The organism is Paenibacillus sp. FSL R5-0928, assembly GCF_037970385.1.
Classification (GTDB): Bacteria; Bacillota; Bacilli; order Paenibacillales; family Paenibacillaceae; genus Paenibacillus_AQ; species Paenibacillus_AQ odorifer.
Map to the genome: position 1 here is coordinate 5,338,975 of NZ_CP150225.1, position 21,939 is coordinate 5,360,913.

The 21,939-nt window shown below is 45.3% G+C and carries 22 protein-coding genes and 2 tRNA genes; 9 read left to right on the plus strand and 15 right to left on the minus strand.

The window, feature by feature from the left end; translation table 11 throughout:
* Positions 1-37 precede the first annotated feature (37 nt).
* The gene (locus MKZ16_RS24150) at positions 38-526 is read left to right on the plus strand and encodes a PH domain-containing protein (protein WP_036683346.1); all 489 of its coding nucleotides are present in this window, start codon (positions 38-40) and stop codon (positions 524-526) included.
* 73 nt (positions 527-599) lie between these two features.
* Here the strand turns inward: MKZ16_RS24150 and MKZ16_RS24155 are convergent, their stop codons facing one another.
* Both MKZ16_RS24155 and MKZ16_RS24160 read right to left on the minus strand, forming a co-directional pair.
* A complete protein-coding gene (locus tag MKZ16_RS24155) occupies positions 600-2,075 on the minus strand; it encodes a glycosyl hydrolase (protein WP_036683349.1) in 1,476 nt (491 codons plus the stop codon).
* Positions 2,076-2,249: 174 nt separating this feature from the next.
* On the minus strand, positions 2,250-2,666 hold the full coding sequence (locus MKZ16_RS24160) for a cytidine deaminase (RefSeq protein ID WP_076103796.1): 417 nt from the start codon (positions 2,664-2,666) through the stop codon (positions 2,250-2,252).
* Positions 2,667-2,772: 106 nt separating this feature from the next.
* On the opposite strand from MKZ16_RS24160, the gene MKZ16_RS24165 reads away from it, so the two are divergent.
* A complete protein-coding gene (locus tag MKZ16_RS24165; protein ID WP_076103822.1) occupies positions 2,773-3,204 on the plus strand; it encodes a NucA/NucB deoxyribonuclease domain-containing protein in 432 nt (143 codons plus the stop codon).
* An 81-nt stretch (positions 3,205-3,285) separates the two neighbouring features.
* On the opposite strand, the gene MKZ16_RS24170 is transcribed toward MKZ16_RS24165, so the two are convergent.
* Entirely contained in the window at positions 3,286-3,435 is a 150-nt protein-coding gene (locus tag MKZ16_RS24170; RefSeq protein ID WP_155288175.1) for a hypothetical protein, read from the minus strand.
* 149 nt (positions 3,436-3,584) lie between these two features.
* Between MKZ16_RS24170 and MKZ16_RS24175 the strand changes: the two genes are divergently transcribed.
* From MKZ16_RS24175 to MKZ16_RS24185, 3 genes are all read left to right on the plus strand, one after another.
* The gene (locus MKZ16_RS24175; protein WP_076098563.1) at positions 3,585-3,761 is read left to right on the plus strand and encodes a YjfB family protein; all 177 of its coding nucleotides are present in this window, start codon (positions 3,585-3,587) and stop codon (positions 3,759-3,761) included.
* Between the two features lie 163 nt (positions 3,762-3,924).
* Positions 3,925-4,476 carry an ImmA/IrrE family metallo-endopeptidase gene (locus MKZ16_RS24180; RefSeq protein WP_036683410.1) on the plus strand — a complete coding sequence of 184 codons (552 nt, stop codon included), beginning with the start codon at positions 3,925-3,927 and terminating at the stop codon, positions 4,474-4,476.
* A 66-nt stretch (positions 4,477-4,542) separates the two neighbouring features.
* Positions 4,543-4,704 carry a hypothetical protein gene (locus tag MKZ16_RS24185; RefSeq protein WP_155288176.1) on the plus strand — a complete coding sequence of 54 codons (162 nt, stop codon included), beginning with the start codon at positions 4,543-4,545 and terminating at the stop codon, positions 4,702-4,704.
* Positions 4,705-4,787: 83 nt separating this feature from the next.
* Here the strand turns inward: MKZ16_RS24185 and MKZ16_RS24190 are convergent, their stop codons facing one another.
* Positions 4,788-4,934, minus strand: coding sequence for a hypothetical protein (locus MKZ16_RS24190; RefSeq protein ID WP_155288177.1), 147 nt, complete (start codon positions 4,932-4,934; stop codon positions 4,788-4,790).
* A gap of 109 nt (positions 4,935-5,043) precedes the next feature.
* Between MKZ16_RS24190 and MKZ16_RS24195 the strand changes: the two genes are divergently transcribed.
* The 4 genes from MKZ16_RS24195 to MKZ16_RS24210 all read left to right on the plus strand — a co-directional run bounded on the left by MKZ16_RS24195 (position 5,044) and on the right by MKZ16_RS24210 (position 8,849).
* Positions 5,044-5,379, plus strand: a complete 336-nt coding sequence (locus MKZ16_RS24195; RefSeq protein WP_076103794.1) for a hypothetical protein — start codon at positions 5,044-5,046, stop codon at positions 5,377-5,379.
* Positions 5,380-5,823: 444 nt separating this feature from the next.
* Complete coding sequence (locus MKZ16_RS24200) at positions 5,824-6,318, plus strand: sigma-70 family RNA polymerase sigma factor (protein ID WP_076103793.1); 495 nt, start codon at positions 5,824-5,826, stop codon at positions 6,316-6,318.
* Positions 6,315-7,304 carry a hypothetical protein gene (locus MKZ16_RS24205; RefSeq protein ID WP_081393319.1) on the plus strand — a complete coding sequence of 330 codons (990 nt, stop codon included), beginning with the start codon at positions 6,315-6,317 and terminating at the stop codon, positions 7,302-7,304. Before MKZ16_RS24200 ends, MKZ16_RS24205 begins: the two co-directional genes overlap by 4 nt.
* 870 nt (positions 7,305-8,174) lie before the next feature.
* Entirely contained in the window at positions 8,175-8,849 is a 675-nt protein-coding gene (locus tag MKZ16_RS24210) for a hypothetical protein (RefSeq protein WP_036683363.1), read from the plus strand.
* Positions 8,850-9,137: 288 nt separating this feature from the next.
* On the opposite strand, the gene MKZ16_RS24215 is transcribed toward MKZ16_RS24210, so the two are convergent.
* From MKZ16_RS24215 to pyrR, 11 genes are all read right to left on the minus strand, one after another.
* Positions 9,138-9,641: a hypothetical protein gene (locus MKZ16_RS24215; RefSeq protein ID WP_038572831.1), complete on the minus strand. Its 504-nt coding sequence runs from the start codon at positions 9,639-9,641 to the stop codon at positions 9,138-9,140.
* A gap of 701 nt (positions 9,642-10,342) precedes the next feature.
* Positions 10,343-10,416, minus strand: a tRNA-Ile gene (locus tag MKZ16_RS24220).
* A gap of 44 nt (positions 10,417-10,460) precedes the next feature.
* A tRNA-Met gene (locus MKZ16_RS24225) sits at positions 10,461-10,537 on the minus strand.
* Between the two features lie 359 nt (positions 10,538-10,896).
* Positions 10,897-12,381, minus strand: a complete 1,485-nt coding sequence (locus MKZ16_RS24230) for an extracellular solute-binding protein (RefSeq protein WP_076098559.1) — start codon at positions 12,379-12,381, stop codon at positions 10,897-10,899.
* Positions 12,382-12,924: 543 nt separating this feature from the next.
* On the minus strand, positions 12,925-13,563 hold the full coding sequence (gene pyrE, locus MKZ16_RS24235) for an orotate phosphoribosyltransferase (protein WP_036683370.1): 639 nt from the start codon (positions 13,561-13,563) through the stop codon (positions 12,925-12,927).
* Positions 13,560-14,306 carry an orotidine-5'-phosphate decarboxylase gene (gene pyrF, locus MKZ16_RS24240; RefSeq protein WP_038572835.1) on the minus strand — a complete coding sequence of 249 codons (747 nt, stop codon included), beginning with the start codon at positions 14,304-14,306 and terminating at the stop codon, positions 13,560-13,562. Before pyrF ends, pyrE begins: the two co-directional genes overlap by 4 nt.
* A gap of 111 nt (positions 14,307-14,417) precedes the next feature.
* Positions 14,418-17,645 carry a carbamoyl-phosphate synthase large subunit gene (gene carB / locus MKZ16_RS24245; RefSeq protein ID WP_038572837.1) on the minus strand — a complete coding sequence of 1,076 codons (3,228 nt, stop codon included), beginning with the start codon at positions 17,643-17,645 and terminating at the stop codon, positions 14,418-14,420.
* Between the two features lies 1 nt (position 17,646).
* On the minus strand, positions 17,647-18,828 hold the full coding sequence (gene carA, locus MKZ16_RS24250) for a glutamine-hydrolyzing carbamoyl-phosphate synthase small subunit (protein WP_051491286.1): 1,182 nt from the start codon (positions 18,826-18,828) through the stop codon (positions 17,647-17,649).
* A gap of 115 nt (positions 18,829-18,943) precedes the next feature.
* Positions 18,944-20,227, minus strand: coding sequence for a dihydroorotase (locus MKZ16_RS24255; protein WP_076103791.1), 1,284 nt, complete (start codon positions 20,225-20,227; stop codon positions 18,944-18,946).
* Between the two features lie 109 nt (positions 20,228-20,336).
* Complete coding sequence (locus MKZ16_RS24260) at positions 20,337-21,242, minus strand: aspartate carbamoyltransferase catalytic subunit (protein WP_076103789.1); 906 nt, start codon at positions 21,240-21,242, stop codon at positions 20,337-20,339.
* Positions 21,243-21,246: 4 nt separating this feature from the next.
* Entirely contained in the window at positions 21,247-21,810 is a 564-nt protein-coding gene (pyrR, locus tag MKZ16_RS24265; RefSeq protein ID WP_036683379.1) for a bifunctional pyr operon transcriptional regulator/uracil phosphoribosyltransferase PyrR, read from the minus strand.
* Between the last annotated feature and the right edge of the window lie 129 nt (positions 21,811-21,939).

The window sequence follows — 21,939 nt, forward strand, 5'->3', positions numbered from 1 at the left end:
TAATTATTTTAATTGTGATCAGAAAAGGAGGGTATTTATGCCTTATTGCACCACCTGCGGAGCGGAATACAAGCAGGGCGCTAAATTTTGTGGAGAATGTGGAACCAGCCTTAACGGTACCGCTCCAGTGACCGCCCATCGACCAGCAGAAGATAATCATGTCAATCAAGAAGTTGTGCTCTGGAAAGGCAAACCTGCCGGCATCTCAGATCGACTTAAAGGAATTATAGCTCTTAACACAACTTCATATACCATTACAAGTCAGCGCATTATGTTAAAGACCGGACTTATCGGTAAAAATGTTGAAGAAATCGAATTGCTGCGCGTACGCGATTTATCCGTGAAACAGTCAATAATGGACCGGATGCTTGGCATCGGGTCATTAACTGTATTTTCTGATGATGCCTCAGCGCCTCAGCTTCTTTTTCGAAAAATCCATGATGCCCAAACCGTCAAAGATGTTCTGCGCAAAGCCGTTCGTGACGAGAAGATCGCCAACAACATTAGCTACCGCGAACAAATTTAAGACGCTCATACGTAAAAAGGCCCCGGAAAACCGGGGCTTTTTGCTTGCGCTTGTACACTTGAAGTACTCTTTTTTAAGGAAGATAAAATGCCCCCGCTGGGATAACCCCCTTGATCTGGCTAGGACTCTCCCACTGCAAAACAACCCGGGCGTCGCCCGCATTCTCATAATACTCCACCTTTATTTCATACGGCTTACCTGCTATCAGACTTATGCTTCCTTTTCGTTCCTGGCCGCTCTGATTTACCCAACTATCAATGACTAGCCCGCCATCAATCCATACCCGTATCCCATCATCAGAGTAGGAATAAATGGTATAAATCTCGCTAAAAGCAGCCGTCAGCTTCCCACTCCACCGCACAGAAAACGCATCTACACGAATGGCAGGATCAGGCGAACCTTGTCTCCATGAAAAGTTAATATTGGCATCCGTACGCAAAAGTGCAGGTGTGCCGCTAAGCGTCATGTTATTGTAGTATTGCCCACAGAGTCCACTCTCCAGCACACTATCCCCGATAGCAGCGAAAGCGGCGGCCTCAGCAGCATACTCCTCTCGTGTGAATACCATTTTGTCGTTCATAAAAGCTTTTATCACAGCATCGGTATTCTTCTCATAGAGGAGTTTCCCCCAGGTCAGCTGATAAGACCATTTGGGCTGCGTTTTGGACAACAGTTCAGCAGACGGAAGCTCTCCATTCTCACCAATCGCAATCAGCTTGCCACGACCCAGATCCCATAAATTATCATAATGGCTAATCTTGAAATCCGCGTCATAAATGTCGAGCGCCAGCACATCTACCTTATCACTGCCCGGATAGTATTCTGCCGGCTCATCACACCACTGATTTTTTGCATTTGGACTCCAAACCCACAATAAATTATGCAGCTTATGATAATTGGTAAAACGATCGAACATAAGGTTCCACAATGCAGCGTAATTGCTCTTTTGCCCCCACCAAAACCATCCACCATTCATTTCATGATACGGCCGCCAAAGTACAGGAATCCCTGCGTCATTAAGCTTTTTCAGCGACAGGGCTATCTTATCCAGATCAGCTAACAGCGCATTATACTGGGTGGTACCTGAGGTTATATATTTATCAAAATCAGCATTGCTTAGGCTCGTATTTACATTCCCCCAAGTTGGCGCTGTCCCCGGTAATGCAGCATGATAACACATCGTTACGATCCCGCCGGCCCTAGACCAGCGTATCGCACTGTTGACGACCCAATTCCGCTGATTGTCAATTAGAGCCTGGGACTGATTATTGATTGCGCCCAGCTCGTAGCCATGAAGCGCAGCATATTGCCCACTGGTATTTTTAAGCTTCTCCATAAGCTCGTCTGCACTTTCCAAATAATCATGTTGGCCGCTTATCACACCCTTTCCCTGCAAGTAATAGAGGGTATTCAGCAATAGCTGAGCCGAGGACGACAGTCCCGAATCCGCCGGAGCCATTTGTAATCTGCGAAAAGCCATCTGCCACTGCACATCGCCCACGAACCTTGATGCTGAATCAACCATCTGACGAATAATCCGCTGCTCCATCTATTCTCACCATCCTTTTAAATCTTTTTAAGTTATAGTATGGGGACAATAGTGACATGAACTCAGCGAATGGACATGAAGTTGTAAAATAAGTTGGGACGATATAAGGAACTGCTGAATAATTTCACGGCTCAACAAAAAAAGGAGCTCAGCGGCTCCTCATTACTTTTTTTCTTATCTCGTGTACCTTAAAGGCAATAGCTCAGTGATTTCATATTTAGCTAATCGGTCATCCTCCGATACAATTATCTTGCAGTCTATTCCGTAATCCGCAATTAACTCTCGGCACATGCCGCAGGGAGAGACTACTTTAATCTCTTTTTCCTCGCTGTCTGGATCAGAATGCCTTACCGCAACAATCGTATCAAATTCCTTATAACCTTCGGATATCGCTTTGCCAATCACCATCGCTTCTGCACAGACTGTAATTCTCCCCATACTGGCTTCCACATGTACCGCTGTAAAAATCTCTCCTGTTTTAGTACGAAGCGCTGCACCCACATGATGACGCCCCCATTCATAACGTCTGGTAATTATATCTTCGGCAGCCGCAATAAGCGTCTGATCCTCAATGGTAATTATGTACTCCATATCCAGTTCCGTCCTCCTTTATTTTCCCTAATTATATTAAATCGCACTGAATTATGATATAAGATATACTATTTTAAGTGCCAAAAAAGGAGGAGCAGAATTGAAAGTGAAAAAATGGATCTCCAGTCTCATCATTGTTGCATTACTTGCTTTGGCTAGTTACTGGTTTGAACAAAACGGAGAGCCTACAGACCCCTCGTCTCCATCCAATTCGAGTGTTGTTCAGCTAACCTTCCCATCAGACCGCTATCCTGAGACCGCCAAGCATATTCAGGATGCCATTGCGAAAGGTGAATCCGCCACATGTACGATTAACCGAGAGCAGGCTGAAGAGAACCGCAAAGAGTCCTTAAAAGGGATCCCTACTAAAAAGGGATATGACCGGGATGAATGGCCAATGGCTATGTGTGAGGAAGGCGGCATTGGTGCCGACATTGAATACATAACGCCAAGCGATAACCGCGGGGCAGGAAGCTGGGTTGGCAATCAGCTGGAGGATTATGCAGACGGAACCCGGGTGGAATTTATGTTTAAATAACGATCTGTCTGACCATCCCCAGGCAACAGAATAGCCCCACCTGGCATTCGCCAGACGGGGCTACACTTCACATCAGCTAACTTAGAATAAGCAAGCTTTAGTGATGATAACCAGCAAGATGAAAAGTACCAGGATTGCTCCTGTAGAAGTCCAAGGACTACACACCGGACCTACTGATGCTGGACTTACTACCGGACCTACGTTACAACCACAACCATGTTCCATACCCATTTTCAATTCCTCCTAATGATTAATGACTACAGCACAAGATATGTAAAAAGGAGATAAGCCGTTTGGGCGAATTGGCAAACAAATGCCAATCACCTAATGAATTGAAGGCGGACAGTCGATAAACAGGATATACACAAAGGAGGTGCAATATGGATATAGCTGCATTATCAATGGCAATGAGCCAAGCATCCTTAGCTCAAAATGTTGGGATACAGGTCATGAATATTGCCAAGAATCAGGCTGAAACCCAGAGCCAAACTATGGTGGAAATGCTGGGCAAAAGCGTTGCTCCGAATTTGGGAAAAACACTTGATATTAGTGTATAATTGCTTTATGCTAAGGGTACATGAGAACGAACGTTCCTATGTATCCTTAGACTTTTTTTACTCTACATAGCCCTTCGGGCTTTTCTTTTGCGCATTTATGCGAACATACGATCCCATTAGTGATTTATTAGTGATTTTAAACGAGGTGAATAAGTTGGAGAACATGAAATCATATTATCAAATGACTGTGCTTGAGAAATGGACGGAGGATCTATACAAGCGATTAAATCTTCATCAGCCTTCCCAAATTTCAATATCGTATATTGCAGAGCGGCTTAATATCTGGGTTCATTATTTGGATGTGAGAAGCAAGAGCATTGAAGCGTCTGCAGGAATGTACAGCCTGTTTATCGACAACCGCCTTCCAGCCAATCTTCAACGGCTAGAGTTTCTTCATGAACTGTGTCATCTACTTCGCCATGGCAGCGATAATCAGACCTTGATGCCAGAGCATTTCACGCGGGCACAGGAGGACGAATCAGAGCGTTTTATCTTGTATGCGGCGATGCCTTACTCCATGATCTCCCGCATGACATTGCCTGAGCAACGGGAAGATGCCATCTCCTATCTTGCAGCAGAATTCCAAGTACCTGCCGAGCTGGCCTTACAGCGGATTGATCAGATCCAAAGACGTGTGTTCCAAGGGCAATTATTGGCCGTGATGGGAAGAAACGAAGAACGACTGACACATATTCGCAACGGATCACGGAGATAATAAGCTTAGTTGCAATAGTTCTCTGCATATTCATTTATGGTGGAATTTCTCGTGAGGGGGAACGACATGGAAGCCATTAAAGTAATTGAATTATTACTGACTCATCCGGATTATAATGTAGATGCAGTACACCCCGAAATCCCGGATTTTGTGGGCATTGAGACGATTGAGGTGGATCACGAAACGGGGACCTTCTCCATTTTATTGCAAGAACCCAAAGAAGACTAAAAGAGAATCATTATTCTTCATAAGTTAAAAGGCAGCAAATATAGTATGTCCCGGCAATTCTTCGTTCGCCTACGCCTGGATTACTATCGGTATTTGCTGCCTTTTTGTATTACACAACCCCAAATTAAAAACCATAAGATTTTCATCCCCGGCAGCCTCGGACTTGCCTGGTTTTCCAGCACCTTAATTCGCTGCTCCAGCTCCAGTATTTTCTCTTCTTCCTGCGTCATATTCTTACCTCCTTTCTTATTTGTACATTTACAAGATATCTATGAATGACATAATAGTCTCTGTATATTATCTTATACTATATACAAATTATCTATATGGAGGGAATTAATGAAGAAAAATACAAAACTAATCTTCATCGTTCTAATCCTTTTAATCTGTGGAATAACATCCTTAGCCCTCCACTCCTTCCGAAATCATATGAACAGAGAAGTCATTCATTATCTAATAGAGACGAGAAATTATAAGAAGGAAGATTTTTATAAAGTATACACCCAGATCGCCAAAGCTCCCCTCGTAAGTACCACGGTGATTTTCGCAGACGAACCCTACGCAAGATACTTTTATCGAAAAGAAAATGGAAGGATTTATCAATACAGCAGGGCTCCCGTTAAAGGTAATGATCCTAGCTATCCATATAAACATATCGAAGAGGATCTCCCGTGAAGGAGTCACTCTATTAAAAAGACGCGTTTGTCCAGCAGTCAGCACTTGGTGCTTGGGCAAATGCGTTTTTTTTGATCTCCCCTGTTCTAAATAAGTAACCATCGTTTGCGTAGACAATATTGGCGTGGTGCTTAGCAGCTATCGGACAAGTTGATCTTATGCGTAGCATAACCCTCCATTTCGAAGTGTAACGGACCCCATCGCCTTTATTGGCATGAGAAACACCTTACAAGGCCCACTTTTTAAGGAATAGCGTCACTGGGGTCCGCGAACTTGCTCAAAAGTCTATTTATATGCAAATAACGACTTCTGAGTCCATAACCCTCTGGCGATAATTTATGAATAGGCATCATCTACTCTCAAACACAAAGAAATTTTCTCAGGAACAAAATGTGACCTAATGCCGTCCTAAATGGTGTTATAGGTAAAGGGGGGCACAGTATCATGCAGCGATCCATGACCCGGCCGGGAAATCATGTGATGAAGAGTTACGAAATCTACGCAGATATGCTGTTCCGGATCGCTTTGGTCCATCTAGGCAGCCGGCAAGATGCCGAAGAAGCCACTCAGGATACCTTCATCAAGCTAATAGAAAAAGCGCCAAAGTTCAAAGATGCCGAACATCAGAAGGCATGGCTGATCCGGGTAATCACCAACCATTGTAAAACACTACTGGGCAGAGGCTGGCGCAAGCGCGAGGTTAAGCTGGAGAGCGCTGAGCCAATTGCGGCAGACAGCCCCGAGGATTGGGCTCTGCTGCAGTTAGTTATGGCGATGCCCATGAAGTATAAAACCGTAATCCATCTTTATTATTACGAGGACTATCCCATCCAGGAGATCAGCAAGATTCTGCAGATTAGCCAGTCTGCTGTGAAGATGAGACTTCAGCGGGGACGGCAACTGTTAAAACTGGAGCTGGAAGGAGTGGAACCACAGTGAAGGAAGATCAGTTTCGAACAACATATAAGAAAGCGGTGGATTCGATGAAACCAGGTGAAGAAATGAAAAAAGAATTGTTCGACAAAATGGAGCAGCGGCAGGAGCGGAAACGTCCGCGCAAGACGGTTTATATCGCGGCAAGTGTCGTGCTCGCCGCAGGAATCGGTCTGGCTGGGCCTAGTATATGGCAGCAGTTGAACAGTCAGGGCTCCCCGGGGCAGGTTGCCCAGGTAACTCCGGGTGCAAGCAATGCTGGCAATTCGGGCACAGCTACATCGGGCAGCATTGTCATTCCCAAGCTGAAACTGCCAGATAAGGAATCTGGCGTGAAGGCAGATATGATCGCCTTGGTCGTGTATAAAAATAATATTTACACACAGTCAGCGACTCGCATCGACGCTGCCGATGCTGCCGCTCTGCGCGGTGACAAGTTAGGACGCACTACAGGCGGCATCAACGAATGGAGCGGTAACGACGAATATATTGAGTTAGCCTCGAACATCGGCGAAACGGATCTCTATTCCGTGAAGGGCTATGACTCCAGCTTCCTGATTATGTCCTATTCGGAAATCAACGGCGAGGTATTCGCTGAACTGTATGAGCACACGAACGGCATCACCATAAACAGCGGCGCCGACCTATTCGGCAAGCTGAATCTTGAAGGCCGAGTTACTTCAGCTCAGTGGGAAAGCTTCAACAGCTGGAACAACGGCCTCCAGCAGCAGGCGCCAATCGCCAATGGCGAGGCGCTTGATGGCTTCCTGACAGCACTCCAAGCGGCTAAACCGCTGGCAGCAGAGCCGCTGATCGAGCAAGGCATCTACGACAGCGAAGACCGCAAGATCATCTATCTGCAGCTGGAAGACAACGCCCGAGTAGAGCTGACGCTGTTCGGTCAAGGACTTGTACGCTACGGTCAGGCACCGGTATTCTTCGAGGTCAAATCCGGGGCATTCCAGCAGCTGTGGGACAGCATGAAACTTTAGGGATGTTGGTGGATACCCAGGGCCTGCGGTTGGGACTGCGGTTGGGATCGCGATTGCGATCGGGGCTGCAACTGCGGTTGGGACTGCGGTTGAGATCGCGATTGAGATTGAGATTGCGATTGGGCCAGCGGTCGGAAGCAATTGGGTACATCGTTTCGGTCACCTTGCTCTCCATTGGAGGAATTTAGCTGACTGCTAACAAAAACGGCGCTGCTTCCAAACCATTTCATGGTTTGGAGCAGTGCCGTTTTGTGCTTTACTGTATGGTTTATGAGCTCGCATACTAGATATGCTGGTTGCAGAGGTGAAACTACTGACTGTTCCTTTATAGGCTACTTCTCATTGTAATTTCTGCAACTACATCTGCGAGGAGCATGGCACTAACGAGCTAACGAACTAACGAACTAACATCCTCCACCTCGAGCTATCGGACCCAGATGCCGCTATTTGCTGATTTTCAGCCTTTGGAGCATGGTTTCGGACCCCATGGTCGCTAATGCCTAGAAAGAGACTCAAATGCGGTACTTTTTATGCCAATAGCGACTATGGAGTCCGTTAGAATTGCAAATGTGGAGAAAAACCTCTTTAAGGGTCAGCTGGGTCCGATAGGAGCCTCATACCAAAAATGCTCCCTAATCAAACGAAGTTTGGTGTTTAGTATAAGTAAGTTTGCAGCAAGAAAAAGTGCCCCAACAGCTATTTTATCGGATACTGGATAACTCTTTCTTTTTTTCTGTCCATAACAAATCTTTCATACTCCAGAGTCCTTATGTTACTAATCCTCAGTCAAATACAATTCAAATTTCCTCACTATTAAACTATTTCACATGGTAAAATAAACCTGATTTAAATAAAAGGAGAGTACATAATATGGGATTTTTCAAAGGAGTATTACAGGGTCTTCTTACAATAATAGAAGATAGAGAATATCAGAAACTTTCGGAATCAAATACTATAAAAATCGATAATAAATTAACTTATACTCCAACAGTAAACAGACAATTCGCCATCATTGAAATTAAAGGTAATAATTATCTGCATAAAGATAGCATATTGAGCATGAAATTGAGTTCAGGATTTTTATCCATTGGAAACGTTATGATAAGTCGTTCATTAGTGTCAGGAAATCTTGATATGCTTAATTTATCGCAAGATGACTTTAACAATGGCGTTAACCTATATGGAATGATTTCCGATGAACGACAGAATGTAACAGAGATAGTATGTTGCTTGAAAAATGATATTTCCTTAATTCAAGGGTACGTTCAAGAAGCGCTCGCTATTAAAAAGAATGAAGCTGAAAGAAAATTCATAATTCAACAAAATGAACAACTTAGGAAAGAAGAGGAAGAAAAACGAAAAAAATCACAAAAAGAATACTTCCAAACGCATATCAAAGAAAAACAAATTATGAAATATGGAATACGTCACACTAAATGCTGGAGATGTCATGCTCCTTTAGGCACTGAGACACACCCTATTCATTATTCTTGTGGTTGGCTCCAGTGTGACTGCGGTGCATGTAAATGCAATTATCACAGATAGTAAAAGAGTATTTTCGTTTTCATCGGTTACTTCTCCTTAGTGGGTACTTGTAAACTCAACCGCGGTGACCGGGGGCTAGAGTTATTGCTGGATTAATTCTTTAGGAAGCAATTCGCCCCAAAGGCAAATCAAAAGTACGCAGTATTTAGAGCATGCTTCTACATTGTGCGTTCAGTCATTCGCGAGCATCTCCTGTTGAGCATTATAGTCCGACTACTACGACATAAAAAAGGAACGCCCACCATGGACGCTCCTTTTTTTCTTATTCGTCTACAAAATTCTAGCTAGTTACGCATTTACACTTTCCGATTTTCGATCCTGTCTTGCGTGTAATGTTTTCATTGCAAATCTTGCTATCGGCTGCGCAACCAACAGTTCAATCCAAAATGCTATACCAAAGTTTCTTGGCCAGATGTGAAGGAAATTTTTAAGTGGATCCAGGCTTATTTGTTTCGTCCCAACCCATGTGCCGATAATTGATAGTAAAATAGATAACACCGTGACATTCAATAAAGTATTCAACAGAATCCTTGCATTAAATCCATCTGTTTGTCCCATGAATTTCGGCATCACTTTCCCGACAATCGGTCCTGCAACTAATCTTACAGATAAAACTACGATCATCCACATAAACGGAATAACCTTTAGTGTATCTATATACACTTCCTTACTGAAGCCACGTTCCAACCCCACAATAATAGGGGCAATAGTGTTTACTGAAATGATTGAAATAATGAGTAAAAATAGTATACCTTCTTTTCCGTTTCTGGGCAGTCTTTTGTCTCCATGCATGTTTGTCATCTCCGTGAATAATATTTCAGATGGCAGACGTATCATGAGACATATATTTTTGGCCCAACAAAAAAGACCAATATCTCTACACACTGATTTAATAATTATAACATTTATTTAAAATGAATGTCAGACCTTCTACTAAAATTTATTAAATCCCCCTACTAACAAAGAACAGTTACCTGCATGCGCCTTAGCAAGAGCGGCAGTGGAAGAGAAGTAAACTGCCGTACTCTACAACGACACTAGAAATATTCTAGATTGGCTACAATGATAACCAGTGGTACTTTGCAAGGTTTTTCAGAATATTATTGATGGTCTTAAGGAACGCTATACGCAAATCGGGGCTAAAAAAAAGAATACGAGGACTCATACAAGGAAATTGACTTAGTATGTTGCTACTCTGGTCGGAGCTATATAAAGCTAAAGGTAGGTAGCTGCTGAACGACTGGGTATGACTCCAGCGATGTTCAACGAATAATACTCACACCTACTCCCAATCATGCAGGAAGAGGCCGTTGATAAAATTGAAGCAGAACTGAATAAATACGCTGAAAAACAGCTCGAAACTGCAGAAAAATAATTCCAGTTAGCAAATCCGTTAGCAAACTCAAAATTCTGTTCTTTATCCATTCTACTTTCTTATATTGCTAAGCTTATAGACAGCAAAAAACCCTTACAAAGTAAGGGTTTTTGATAAGTGGGCCCTGAGGGACTCGAACCCCCGACCAATCGGTTATGAGCCGACCGCTCTAACCAACTGAGCTAAGGGCCCGGATCTAAAAATATCCGAATGTACAATTGCTGTTGTAATAAAATTGGTTGCGGGGGCAGGATTTGAACCTGCGACCTTCGGGTTATGAGCCCGACGAGCTACCGGGCTGCTCCACCCCGCGTCAGAAATAATATTCAAACAGCGACAATAAATAATATACAGTACAAAATGGGTCTACGTCAAGGAGGAATTTGTAAAAGTTCTCAAGGCAAAAATCTAACCCCATATCTTCCTTTGCGGGATCGATAAATTTCCACAAAACTTGGGTCATGGTAGCCATAAATCCAGCCATCTTGCTCCAACCTTTTTGCTAAACAACCTGCTTGAAATCTCGTTCTGAACAGTTTCGCGAAGTATATCCAATTCATGATGCCCTCTTCTCCTTTTTGCAAATTAATCTCACGCTGCTCTGAACTTATCATGCCCAAGTTCCACAAAATAAGCCACCGGAAATCCGGTGGCCGCTACATATTCCAAAACTTAATCCCCTATAGAGTCGAAATAATATGTGGGATCTTTTTCGAGCGTACCCAGCATGGTATTCCCTTGCTTCTCCCAAGCTTTGAGGGCACTCTCCACCGTTCTTTTGCCCTGATAAACTTCTGTGAATAGTTGGCGCCCAACATCGTTAATACGGCTAATTCCAGGCTTCTGTGTTTGTAGGACGTTCATCAAAGGATCATTGGCTGGTAATGGTTTGAGCGTATAGAAGGATTCCAGATTTACTGAAGGTACCTTCGTGGTAATGTAATCCTTACGGGAAGTTAGTTCCCCGCGGGTATGAGCTTTAATTTTGGCTACCTCATTACTGTTGACGAACTTGATCAAATCCCAAGCATCTTCCTTATTAGCAGCCATAGTGTTGATAGCCATCATATTACCTACCCAAGTACCTACAGCCACTCCTGGTTTCTCCTTAAAAGTAGGTACGGTAACGAAACCCCAATCGACGGGACTGTAATTTTTAATTTTTGCTGCATTGCGGCTCACACCTGCAAGCTCATTAAGATAATCGTATTCTCCAATTACCATTGCAGCTTTTCCGGTAAGGAATAGATCCCCTTGGACAGGACTATACGTGCTCCGTTCTGTTTCTATAAAATCCATACCGTTTAACCCAGGTGTAATTTGCTTTTTCACCAATTGGCTGTAGGTCGTCCAAGCTTGACTCCACTGTGTTTGGTTTACCTCCATCTTATGTCCCTTGTTGTCATACATAGCAAGCTCAAGCGGTGAGACATAGGTCTGCATATCCCAGAAAGGATCGCTCATATAACGGTTCATCGAAAATCCATATATACGCTTATCTTTATTTGTCGATTTCTTGGTCACCTTTTCGGCCAGCGCGAACACTTCATCCCAAGTCATTCCGTCCGTCGGATAACCTACACCAGCAGCATCAAAAATACCTTTGTTAAAATATAACGCACTCGACATAAAGGTCGGTGCTAATGCGTAAAGACTTCCTCCACCCAGCTCACGTACTCCATTTAACATTGTAGGTGCCATATTGCTTAAATCATATTGATCTCGTGCGATAAGCGGCTCCAGCGATTGCACCAGATTATGCTTCACCAAACTCTTCACCAATGTACTATCACCGACGATTACATCAACTGGCTGTGCACCGCCCATAATTGTTCGGATATTCTCCAGATTATCTGGGTTAACCTCTGGATAGGTGCTGTCAAAACGAAGCTCATTCATATTGATGGCTGGAATAATCTCAAGTTTGATTTCAGGATGCTGCAATTCATACATATCTGTAAACTGCTGACGAAAAGAAGAATCGTCTTCTCCAGACCAGAGGCTGCCAATACGTAACACGCGCTGTTCTGTAGATGGCTTAGAAGCCTCTGCCCAGGCTGTATGCCTGCTTTCAGAAATTAAAGGCAATAGCAGTGCAGCACATACTCCAAAGCTTAACCAGCGCCGCCATAGCCTTCTATTATTTATATGATTCATTCTTGAACCCTCCCATAAAATACTCAATCCATCCACCTTATGAATAATTACCCATAATTCTAGTAACAGTATATAGCTTTATTCAGGAGGGGAAGTTACAGGCTGTTTAAAGTTATGCTACGATTTCTTCATATTATTTCTATAAAAAACATTCCGGGAGTTTTCTGAGGATCCTGATATGCCTTTCTACGGTAAGATAATTGCACTTTGTGCAACTATTACAGCTGTGTGTGTTGCGCTTCTCCTTTTATTGCACTATGTACAGTTAAAAAACGTTATTAGGTGCTTTCGGCGGATTTCTGGCGGATATAATTGCACAAAGTGCAACTATATCGCCAGATCTTCTAAGGAAGGTTAGTTTAAGTGCACGAACTGCAACTATTCTGCGTTTGAGACGACAGCGCAATGGAATCACCGGGGCAAAGTATAGTATTCCAGAGTGTCAGAGCACCTTTTCCTTTTAATTGCACTCGGTGCAGTTAAAAAGAAAAGCCTCCCACCAAAATGTGAGAGGCCCGTCCAATCTATACACAGGTATTTATTTTAAACGCCAAATGCGGACGGATCTTTTCTCCAAGATTTCAGCAGTTCCACATCCGTAGCTGCGATCTCGCCTTGTGTAAGAGCCACATCAATCAATGTGCTGTAGTTGGACAAGCTTTGTAATGGCATTTCAGCGGCAGCAAAAGCATCGACCGCACGATCCAGCTCGTAGCTGAAGATTGCCAATACAGCCAACGCTTCTGCGCCTGCTTCTTGCACAGCTTGAGCTGCTTTGATGGAGCTTCCACCAGTAGAGATCAGGTCTTCGATAACGACTACCTTTTGCCCCGGCTTAATTAGGCCTTCGATCTGATTCTGCTTGCCGTGACCTTTAGCTTTATCGCGGATATAAGCCATTGGCAGATTGAGTTTATCAGCTACCCAAGCTGCGTGAGGAATGCCTGCGGTTGCTGTACCTGCGATCACCTCTGCATCTGGATACTGGCTTTTAATAAGCTCAGCGAAGGCATCAGCAATATAGTTACGTACCTCTGGGTAAGCCATAGTCAGACGGTTATCGCAATAGATCGGGGATTTAATACCAGAGGTCCAGGTAAAAGGCTCCTGCGGTCGCAGTGCCACCGCTCCTATCGTAAGCAGATAACTTGCTACTTGTTCACTTCTATTTAATGTACTCATGCTAGGGTCATCTCCTCAATAATATTTAGTGCTGCTTGACGTGGATCAGCTGCAGTTGTAACAGGACGTCCCACCACCAGGAAGTGGCTGCCTTGCTGAATGGCTTTGCCCGGCGTCATCACCCGGGACTGGTCACCTAAGGATGCACCTGCTGGGCGGATACCAGGTGTAACTGTGCAGAATGCGGGTCCACAAGCCTCTGCGATCGCTGAGGACTCTTGCGGTGAAGCCACTACCCCATCCAGACCTGCAGCGGCTGCCAGCTTAGCGTATCTGACTACAGTATCTGCTACGTCTCCTGCGATTCCAATTTCGTTATTCATCACTTCTTGGCTCGTGCTGGTCAGCTGTGTAACTGCGATAATCAAAGGCATTTTAAGCGCAGCATTCGCATTAACTACTGAAGCAGCGCCTTCCCGTGCTGCAGCCATCATCGCTGAGCCTCCTGCGGCATGTACGTTAAACATATCCACACCGAGGTGCGTAAGGCTTTCTGCCCCGCCTTTTACCGTGTTAGGAATATCATGCATTTTGACATCTGCAAATACAGAATACCCCCGAGATTTCAGTTCATTAATGAATTCCGGTCCCGCTGCATAAAAAAGCTGCATTCCCACTTTCATATAACAAGGAATCCCTTCCAGCTTGTCAATCAAGGTTCTTGCCCCAGCAACATCAGGGTAATCTAAGGCGATCATCAAGCGATTCGCCATTTCATTCCACTTTGCATCTCCCTGTCCCATAACCGTTCTCCTATCCAGTGCAGACTTAAATCCACACTCTTCATTTATTAGCCCCTAGGCATAGCGGAACGGTCTGCGTAAACGCAAACCGCCCTATACATCTTTATGAGATTAGTTTAATTGACCGACAAAAGCAGGCATGGACTGTGACGAGAAGTTGATCGTCTGCAGCATTCTGAGCAGTGCCGTTACTGTATCGAGTGATGTCATACATACGACGCCATTCTCAACCGCTTCACGACGGATACGGAATCCATCACGCTCTGGTGTTTTCCCTTTAGTCAGTGTATTAAAGACGAAGTTGGCTTGCCCACCACGAATCAAGTCGAGAATGTTCGGCGCACCTTCATCCAGCTTGTTCACGTTCATTACGTTGAGACCTGCTTCTTCAAGCGCTTGAGCGGTGCCTCCGGTAGCAATGATCTTGTAACCCAGCGAGTGGAAGCCTTTCATAAGCTCTACAGCCTCTGCTTTATCTTTATCTGCCACTGTAACGATGATAGCGCCGGTTGCTGGAATTTTCATTCCTGCTCCGATTAGACCTTTATACAAAGCTTTTGCATACAATTTATCGCGGCCCATAACTTCACCCGTCGATTTCATTTCAGGTCCGAGCGTTGGTTCTACTCTACGAAGCTTGGCAAAAGAGAACACCGGCACTTTAACCGATACATAATCACTTTCCGGCCATAGACCTTCTGCATAACCGTCATCTTTCAGCTTGCCGCCGAGAATGATTTTGGTTGCCAGATGCGCCATTGGAATTCCAGTTACTTTACTCAAGAATGGAACCGTACGCGATGAACGTGGATTTACTTCAATTACGTACACTTCATTCTGATAGATAACGAACTGGATGTTGACCAGACCAATCGTTTTCAGTTCCTTAGCAATCTTGATTGTGATCTCAGCAATTTTTGCTTTCAGACCTTCATCCAGATATTGCGGAGGATATACAGCGATGGAGTCACCGGAGTGAACGCCTGCACGCTCAACATGCTCCATGATCCCTGGAATAACTACCGTCTCACCGTCACAAATTGCGTCTACCTCAACCTCTTTACCTAACATGTAACGGTCAATCAATACCGGATGCTCCGGATTCACCTTAACCGCTTCTACCATGTAGCTAAGCAATTCCGCATCATTATATACAATTTCCATTGCGCGTCCACCAAGTACATAGGAAGGACGTACCAGGACTGGATATCCAAGCGATTGTGCAGTTTCTACTGCTTGATCTACGTTGATAACCGTCTTCCCTTTTGGTTGGGCAATATCCAGACGAGCCAGCAAAGCTTCGAATTTCTTCCGGTCTTCAGCTTCGTCAATACTGTCTAGGCTAGTTCCGAGAATCTTAACGCCAGCGGCACTTAATGGTGCAGCAAGGTTAATGGCTGTTTGGCCTCCGAATTGTACGATAACCCCAATCGGATTCTCTTGCGCAATTACGTTCATTACATCTTCAAAGAACAAGGGTTCAAAATACAACCGGTCCGAAGTATTAAAGTCGGTAGATACAGTCTCAGGGTTATTATTGATAATAACCGCTTCATAACCTGCCTTCTGAATCGCCCATACTGCATGCACAGTGGAGTAATCGAACTCAATCCCTTGACCGATCCGGATTGGACCCGATCCAAGCACGATAACCTTTTGTTTATCGGAATGAATGACTTCATTTTCAGTCTCATAAGTAGAGTAGTAGTAAGGTGTAGAAGCTTCGAACTCAGCCGCACAGGTATCTACCATTTTGAATACAGGCGTTAATCCTCGCTCTAAACGAAGCGCGCGTACATCAGCTTCTTTGATGAATTTAACGTTCGCTTGTCCTTCTGCACGAATCTCAGCAATCGCACGGTCTGTAAAACCTCTGCGTTTAGCTTGATACAGGGTTTCTGCTGATAAGCTTTCATCCCCACGGATAACCTCTTCAAAGTTGATCAATCCCTCGATCTTGGACAGGAACCACCAGTCCACGTTAGTGATATCTTGGATCTCTTGCAAGCCAAATCCGCGGCGGAAGGCTTCCGCGATCAAGAACAACCGCTCATCATCAGGTTTTGCCAGACGTTCACGCAGGACGCTTTCTTCCAAATCTTCAGCGCCCGGCAGGCGGAAACGGTGTACACCGATTTCCAGGGAACGAATTGCTTTATGAATGGATTCTTCGAAGGTACGACCGATGGCCATAACTTCTCCAGTTGCTTTCATTTGTGTGCCCAGCTTACGGTTCGCATGAATGAACTTGTCGAACGGCCAGCGTGGGATTTTGCTTACGATATAGTCAAGTGTAGGCTCGAAGCAAGCATAGGTCTGTCCAGTAACTGGATTGACGATTTCATCAAGTGTGTAACCAAGCGCGATTTTGGCAGCCATTTTGGCAATCGGATAACCGGTTGCTTTCGAAGCCAAAGCCGAAGAGCGGCTGACACGTGGATTTACTTCGATTACATAATATTGATAGCTTTGCGGATCCAGTGCGAACTGCACGTTGCAGCCACCCTCGATATTCAGCGCACGAATGATTTTGAGTGAAGCGCTGCGCAGCATTTGATATTCACGATCGGATAACGTTTGGCTAGGTGCCACAACGATACTGTCACCTGTATGCACACCTACCGGGTCGAAGTTCTCCATGTTGCAGACAACGATACAGTTGTCGTTCGCATCACGCATAACCTCGTATTCAACTTCCTTCATGCCGGCAATACTTTTCTCCACCAAACATTGTCCGATCGGGCTATAACGAATACCTGCTTTGACAGTCTCAAGCAGCTCTTCTTCGTTGTCGCAGATCCCGCCGCCGGTGCCGCCAAGCGTATAAGCCGGGCGTACAATTAGAGGGAAACCAATTTCCTCAGCGAATTTCATCGCTTCATCTACTGTGGTAATAATAGTGCTCTCTGGTACAGGCTGTTCCAGTTCGCGCATCAGATCACGGAACAAATCGCGATCCTCTGCTTTTTCGATGGACTCAAGCTGGGTACCTAGAAGCTTAACATTCTCTTGCTCTAGTACTCCTGCACGAGCCAATTCTACAGCCATATTAAGACCTGTCTGTCCTCCCAAAGTTGGCAACAAGCCATCTGGGCGCTCCTGACGGATGATGCCAGTTACGAATTCAAGGGTAATCGGCTCGATATAAACTTTATCAGCCATATTGGTGTCAGTCATGATAGTCGCTGGGTTACTGTTGATCAGCACAACTTCGACGCCTTCTTCTTTCAGGGCCTGACAGGCCTGCGTTCCGGCATAGTCAAATTCTGCGGCTTGCCCGATAACAATCGGTCCAGAACCGATTACTAATATTTTTTTAAGCTTTTCATTCTTAGGCATGTTATAGAGCTCCTTTCACGGCTTCAAGCTGTTTTACTGTAGGTTTTGGCGCCGTGATTCTGGCGTTTGCCGCAAGCTGCGCCTGGCGCGAGCTTACAGGTGTGTTAGCTTTATGATCAGCGATCATCTGTAAGAAACGATCGAATAAGTAGCTGCTGTCATGAGGTCCCGGTGCTGCTTCTGGATGGTACTGTACTGAAAACGCAGGATAACGGGTATGTTTAAGTCCTTCAACGGTCTTATCATTATTATTAATGTGAGTAACCTCTAGATCCGTGCTCTTCACAGAGTCTTCATTCACTGTGTAGCCATGGTTCTGAGAAGTAATGAAGCAACGTCCGCTCTCCAATTCTTTAACCGGATGGTTACCGCCACGGTGTCCGAATTTCAGCTTCTCTGTATCCGCGCCACAAGCCAGTGCAAACAGCTGGTGACCTAAGCAGATACCGAAGATTGGGTATTCACCAAGCAATTCTGAGATCGTCTTCACTGCGTGTGGAACGTCTTTCGGGTCCCCAGGGCCGTTGGACAGCTGGATACCATCTGGATTGAGGCGACGAATCTCATCAGCAGTTACGTCATGAGGTACAACTACAACATCACAACCGCGATTGTTCAACTCGCGTAAGATACCAGCCTTCGCTCCGTAATCTACCAGCACGATGCGTTCTTTAGTTCCTGGGCTATTGTACATGCTTGGAGTAGATGTGCGTGCTACCTGATTGCGCAGTTCTTCAATTGAAGTGTCGCCCATCATTTCCATCAATTCCTCTACACGTTTATTAGAGGTAGTCAGAATCGCCTTCATTGTTCCGTAGTGGCGAATAATCCGCGTCAACATCCGGGTATCAATCTCGCTGATTCCAGGAATATCATATTCTTTCAGCAGGTCGTCCACACTGTATTCTGCGCGCCAGTTACTTGGAACTTCTTCATGACGACGCACTACAAAACCGTGTACGAAAGGTCGAACAGATTCGAAATCATCCCGCGTAATCCCGTAGTTCCCGATCAATGGGTACGTCATGGTAACGATTTGCCCGCAATATGAAGGGTCAGACAGCACCTCTTGATATCCTGTAATTCCTGTGTTAAAAACAACCTCGCCTGTCTTTTCACCTTCAGCGCCAAATGCGGTACCTGTAAATAAAGTTCCGTCTTGAAGCAGCAATCTCGCCTGCATTCCCTTCCACTCCTTCATGTTCTGTAGTCTAATACGTATGCCTTGCATGCCTTCCGGAGTGTACGCGCTCAAATTGCTGATCCGCAAAGATCAGCAATTTCGCCTCACCAGTCCGCTAGTTTTTCTCAGTCCATACGGCTTTGCCGTCCACCCAAGTTTTTACCGGCCAACCCTTAAGCTTCCAGCCGCCAAAAGGAGTGTTACGTCCTTTGCTTGCGAAGGAACTTGGGTCTACTTCTTTTTCCTGCTCCAGATCGATCAGTGTCAAATCTGCAGGAGCTCCGATCTCCATAACCCCGGTGTTCAATCTGAATACCCGTGCAGGATCGGCAGTCATTCTTTGTACTAGTAAGGATAAATCCCATTTTCCGGTTTCTACAAACGCCGTGTATAAGAGGGGGAAAGCTGTCTCGAATCCAACGATACCAAAAGGTGCCAGCTGCATTCCTTTCGCTTTCTCTTCCTCACTATGTGGCGCATGATCTGTAACAATCATATCTAGTGTGCCATCAAGCAACCCTTCGATACACGCCTCAACATCGCGGCGGGAGCGCAGCGGCGGGTTCATTTTCCAATTGGCGTCAAGGCCTGGAATATCGTCTTCAGCAAGAAGCAAGTGATGCGGACATACCTCAGCAGTTACTTTAATGCCGATCTCTTTTGCTTGGCGAATCAGCCGCACCGACTGTTCAGTACTGACATGGCATACATGGTAATGAACGCCTGTCGCTTCTGCCAGCAAAATATCGCGTCCAACATGGATCGCTTCTGACTCATTCGGAATTCCTTTGAGGCCATGCCTCTTAGCGAACTCACCTTCAGCTACACAGCAGCCCTCAACCAGCGAGTTATCTTCGCAGTGAGCAATGACTGGCATATCGAGCGATGCTGCGATGTTCATTGCATCTTTCATCATTTGAGCACTTTGTACGCCCACACCGTCGTCTGTATAACCAATAGCTCCAGCTTCTTTGAGCGCCGCAAAATCCGTCAACTCACGTCCGAGCTCATTTTTCGTAATGGCTGCATAAGGAAGCACTTTAACTAGTCCTGCTTCACGCGCCTTGTCTTTCACAAATTGCACGATCTCCGGGCTATCTGTCACCGGACGAGTATTTGGCATACATGCAATGGTTGTAAATCCGCCTTTAGCAGCTGAGCGACTTCCGGTTTCCACTGTTTCCTTGTGTTCAAATCCCGGTTCACGCAAGTGCACATGCATATCAATGAGTCCCGGAATGAGCAGCTTACCTTCAGCATCAATGATCTCCGTGGCTTCTCCGATAGCTTCATTTCCGTCGATTATAGCCGAGATCACACCATCCTGTAGTTCGATGTGTTTGCGCTCAAGCAAGCCTTCCTTATTCAATACGCTGGCGTTTCTAATAATCACTGTCATGATTCTACCTTTACCCTCAGATCACAGCTGCGGGCCCTCTCGTTATTATATAATAAAAATTCATCTTTGTGTATATTTATTAGTCTCTATACGTTAGCATTCTGTAAGCTTATAGTAAAGCTCTTTCGAGAACCGCCATCCGAACCGGTACGCCATTAGACATTTGCGGGAAAATCCGCGATTGACTGCACTCTACTACTGCATCATCAATCTCTAGATTCCGGTTAACCGGAGCTGGATGCATAATGATTGTGTCTTTGGCCAGCTTAGCTGCCCGCTCTTCTGTTAGACCATAGTGGCTACGGTAATCTTCAGCAGACAGCTTAATGCCGGAAGTATGGCGCTCAAGCTGTACTCGAAGCATCATTACTACATCCGCTTTAAGAGCTTCTTCCATAGTTACGTAAGGCGCATACTCCATAAGCTCAGGAGCCTTCATATTATCCGGTGCGCAGAACTGCACCTTGGCTCCCATTTTCGTAAGCCCCCAGAGATTAGAACGCGCTACGCGGCTATGCATAATGTCCCCAATGATGGAGACTGTCAGGCCTTTTAGTTCCACAAAGGTTTTGGTCATGGTGTATAAATCAAGCAGCGCCTGCGTAGGATGTTCATTGTTGCCGTCGCCCGCATTGATAAGCGGTATGGACACCTTCTCAGCTAACTGCTGCAGCACACCTGCAGGCTTCAAACGCACAACTCCGGCATCGATCCCCATCGATTCCAGTGTGCGCACTGTATCGTAGATCGACTCCCCTTTTTCTACACTAGAAGCTGCAGCCGTAAAATTAAGTACTTGCGCACCTAGTCGTTTCTCTGCCATCTCGAAAGAGAAGCGTGTGCGTGTGCTGTTCTCAAAAAACATGTTAGAAATAAAATGGGAGTTCAAGATGGGCGTCAGCTTTTCACTTTGATTGTCCCAAAATGCTGTTCTGTCAAGCAGTTGGATAATTTCCGACCGGTCAAGCTCTTTGATTCCCAGCAGACTACGTTCCTTTACCTTGGTAAGTGTCATGTTGTTATCGTTCCTCCCGGTTTGAAATAATGTAGACCTCATCTTTGCCGTCGTATTCCTTCAGCGCCACTTCAATCTGCTCGTGCTTTGAGGTAGGTACATTCTTACCGATGTAGTCCGGCCGGATCGGCAGCTCGCGGTGTCCGCGGTCAGCCAGTACTGCCAGTTGAATCATTCGTGGGCGTCCGCAATCCATCAAAGCGTCCATCGCCGCGCGGATGGTTCGTCCGGTGTAAAGTACATCATCGAACAAAATGACTTTCTGATCATGGATGCCAGCACTTCCTGAAGTAATAACGACGTTACTCTTCACTACTGCTTCACTGCCTTCCACTTCACGATCATCCCGGTAATGTGTGATATCCAGCTCACCGTATGGAATCTCGACGCCTTCAATCTCCTTGATGCGCTCAGCGATACGCTGTGCCAGATACACACCTCGTGTCCGAATGCCGACCAGCAGACAATTTTCGATACCTTTGTTCTTCTCCAAAATCTCATGAGCAATACGCGATAAGGCCCGGCGGATCGCCGTTTCATCCATAATGACATTTTTCTCAGTAACCATAATCTTGTCACCCTCCAGCTTGTTCGCCTATTCAAGTTCCCGGAAATCAAAAAACTCCTTGCCTATAACAGGCAAGGAGTGAAATCCGCAGATGAGGAAGATGACGGCCGCGCGCATAAAAAGACAGTT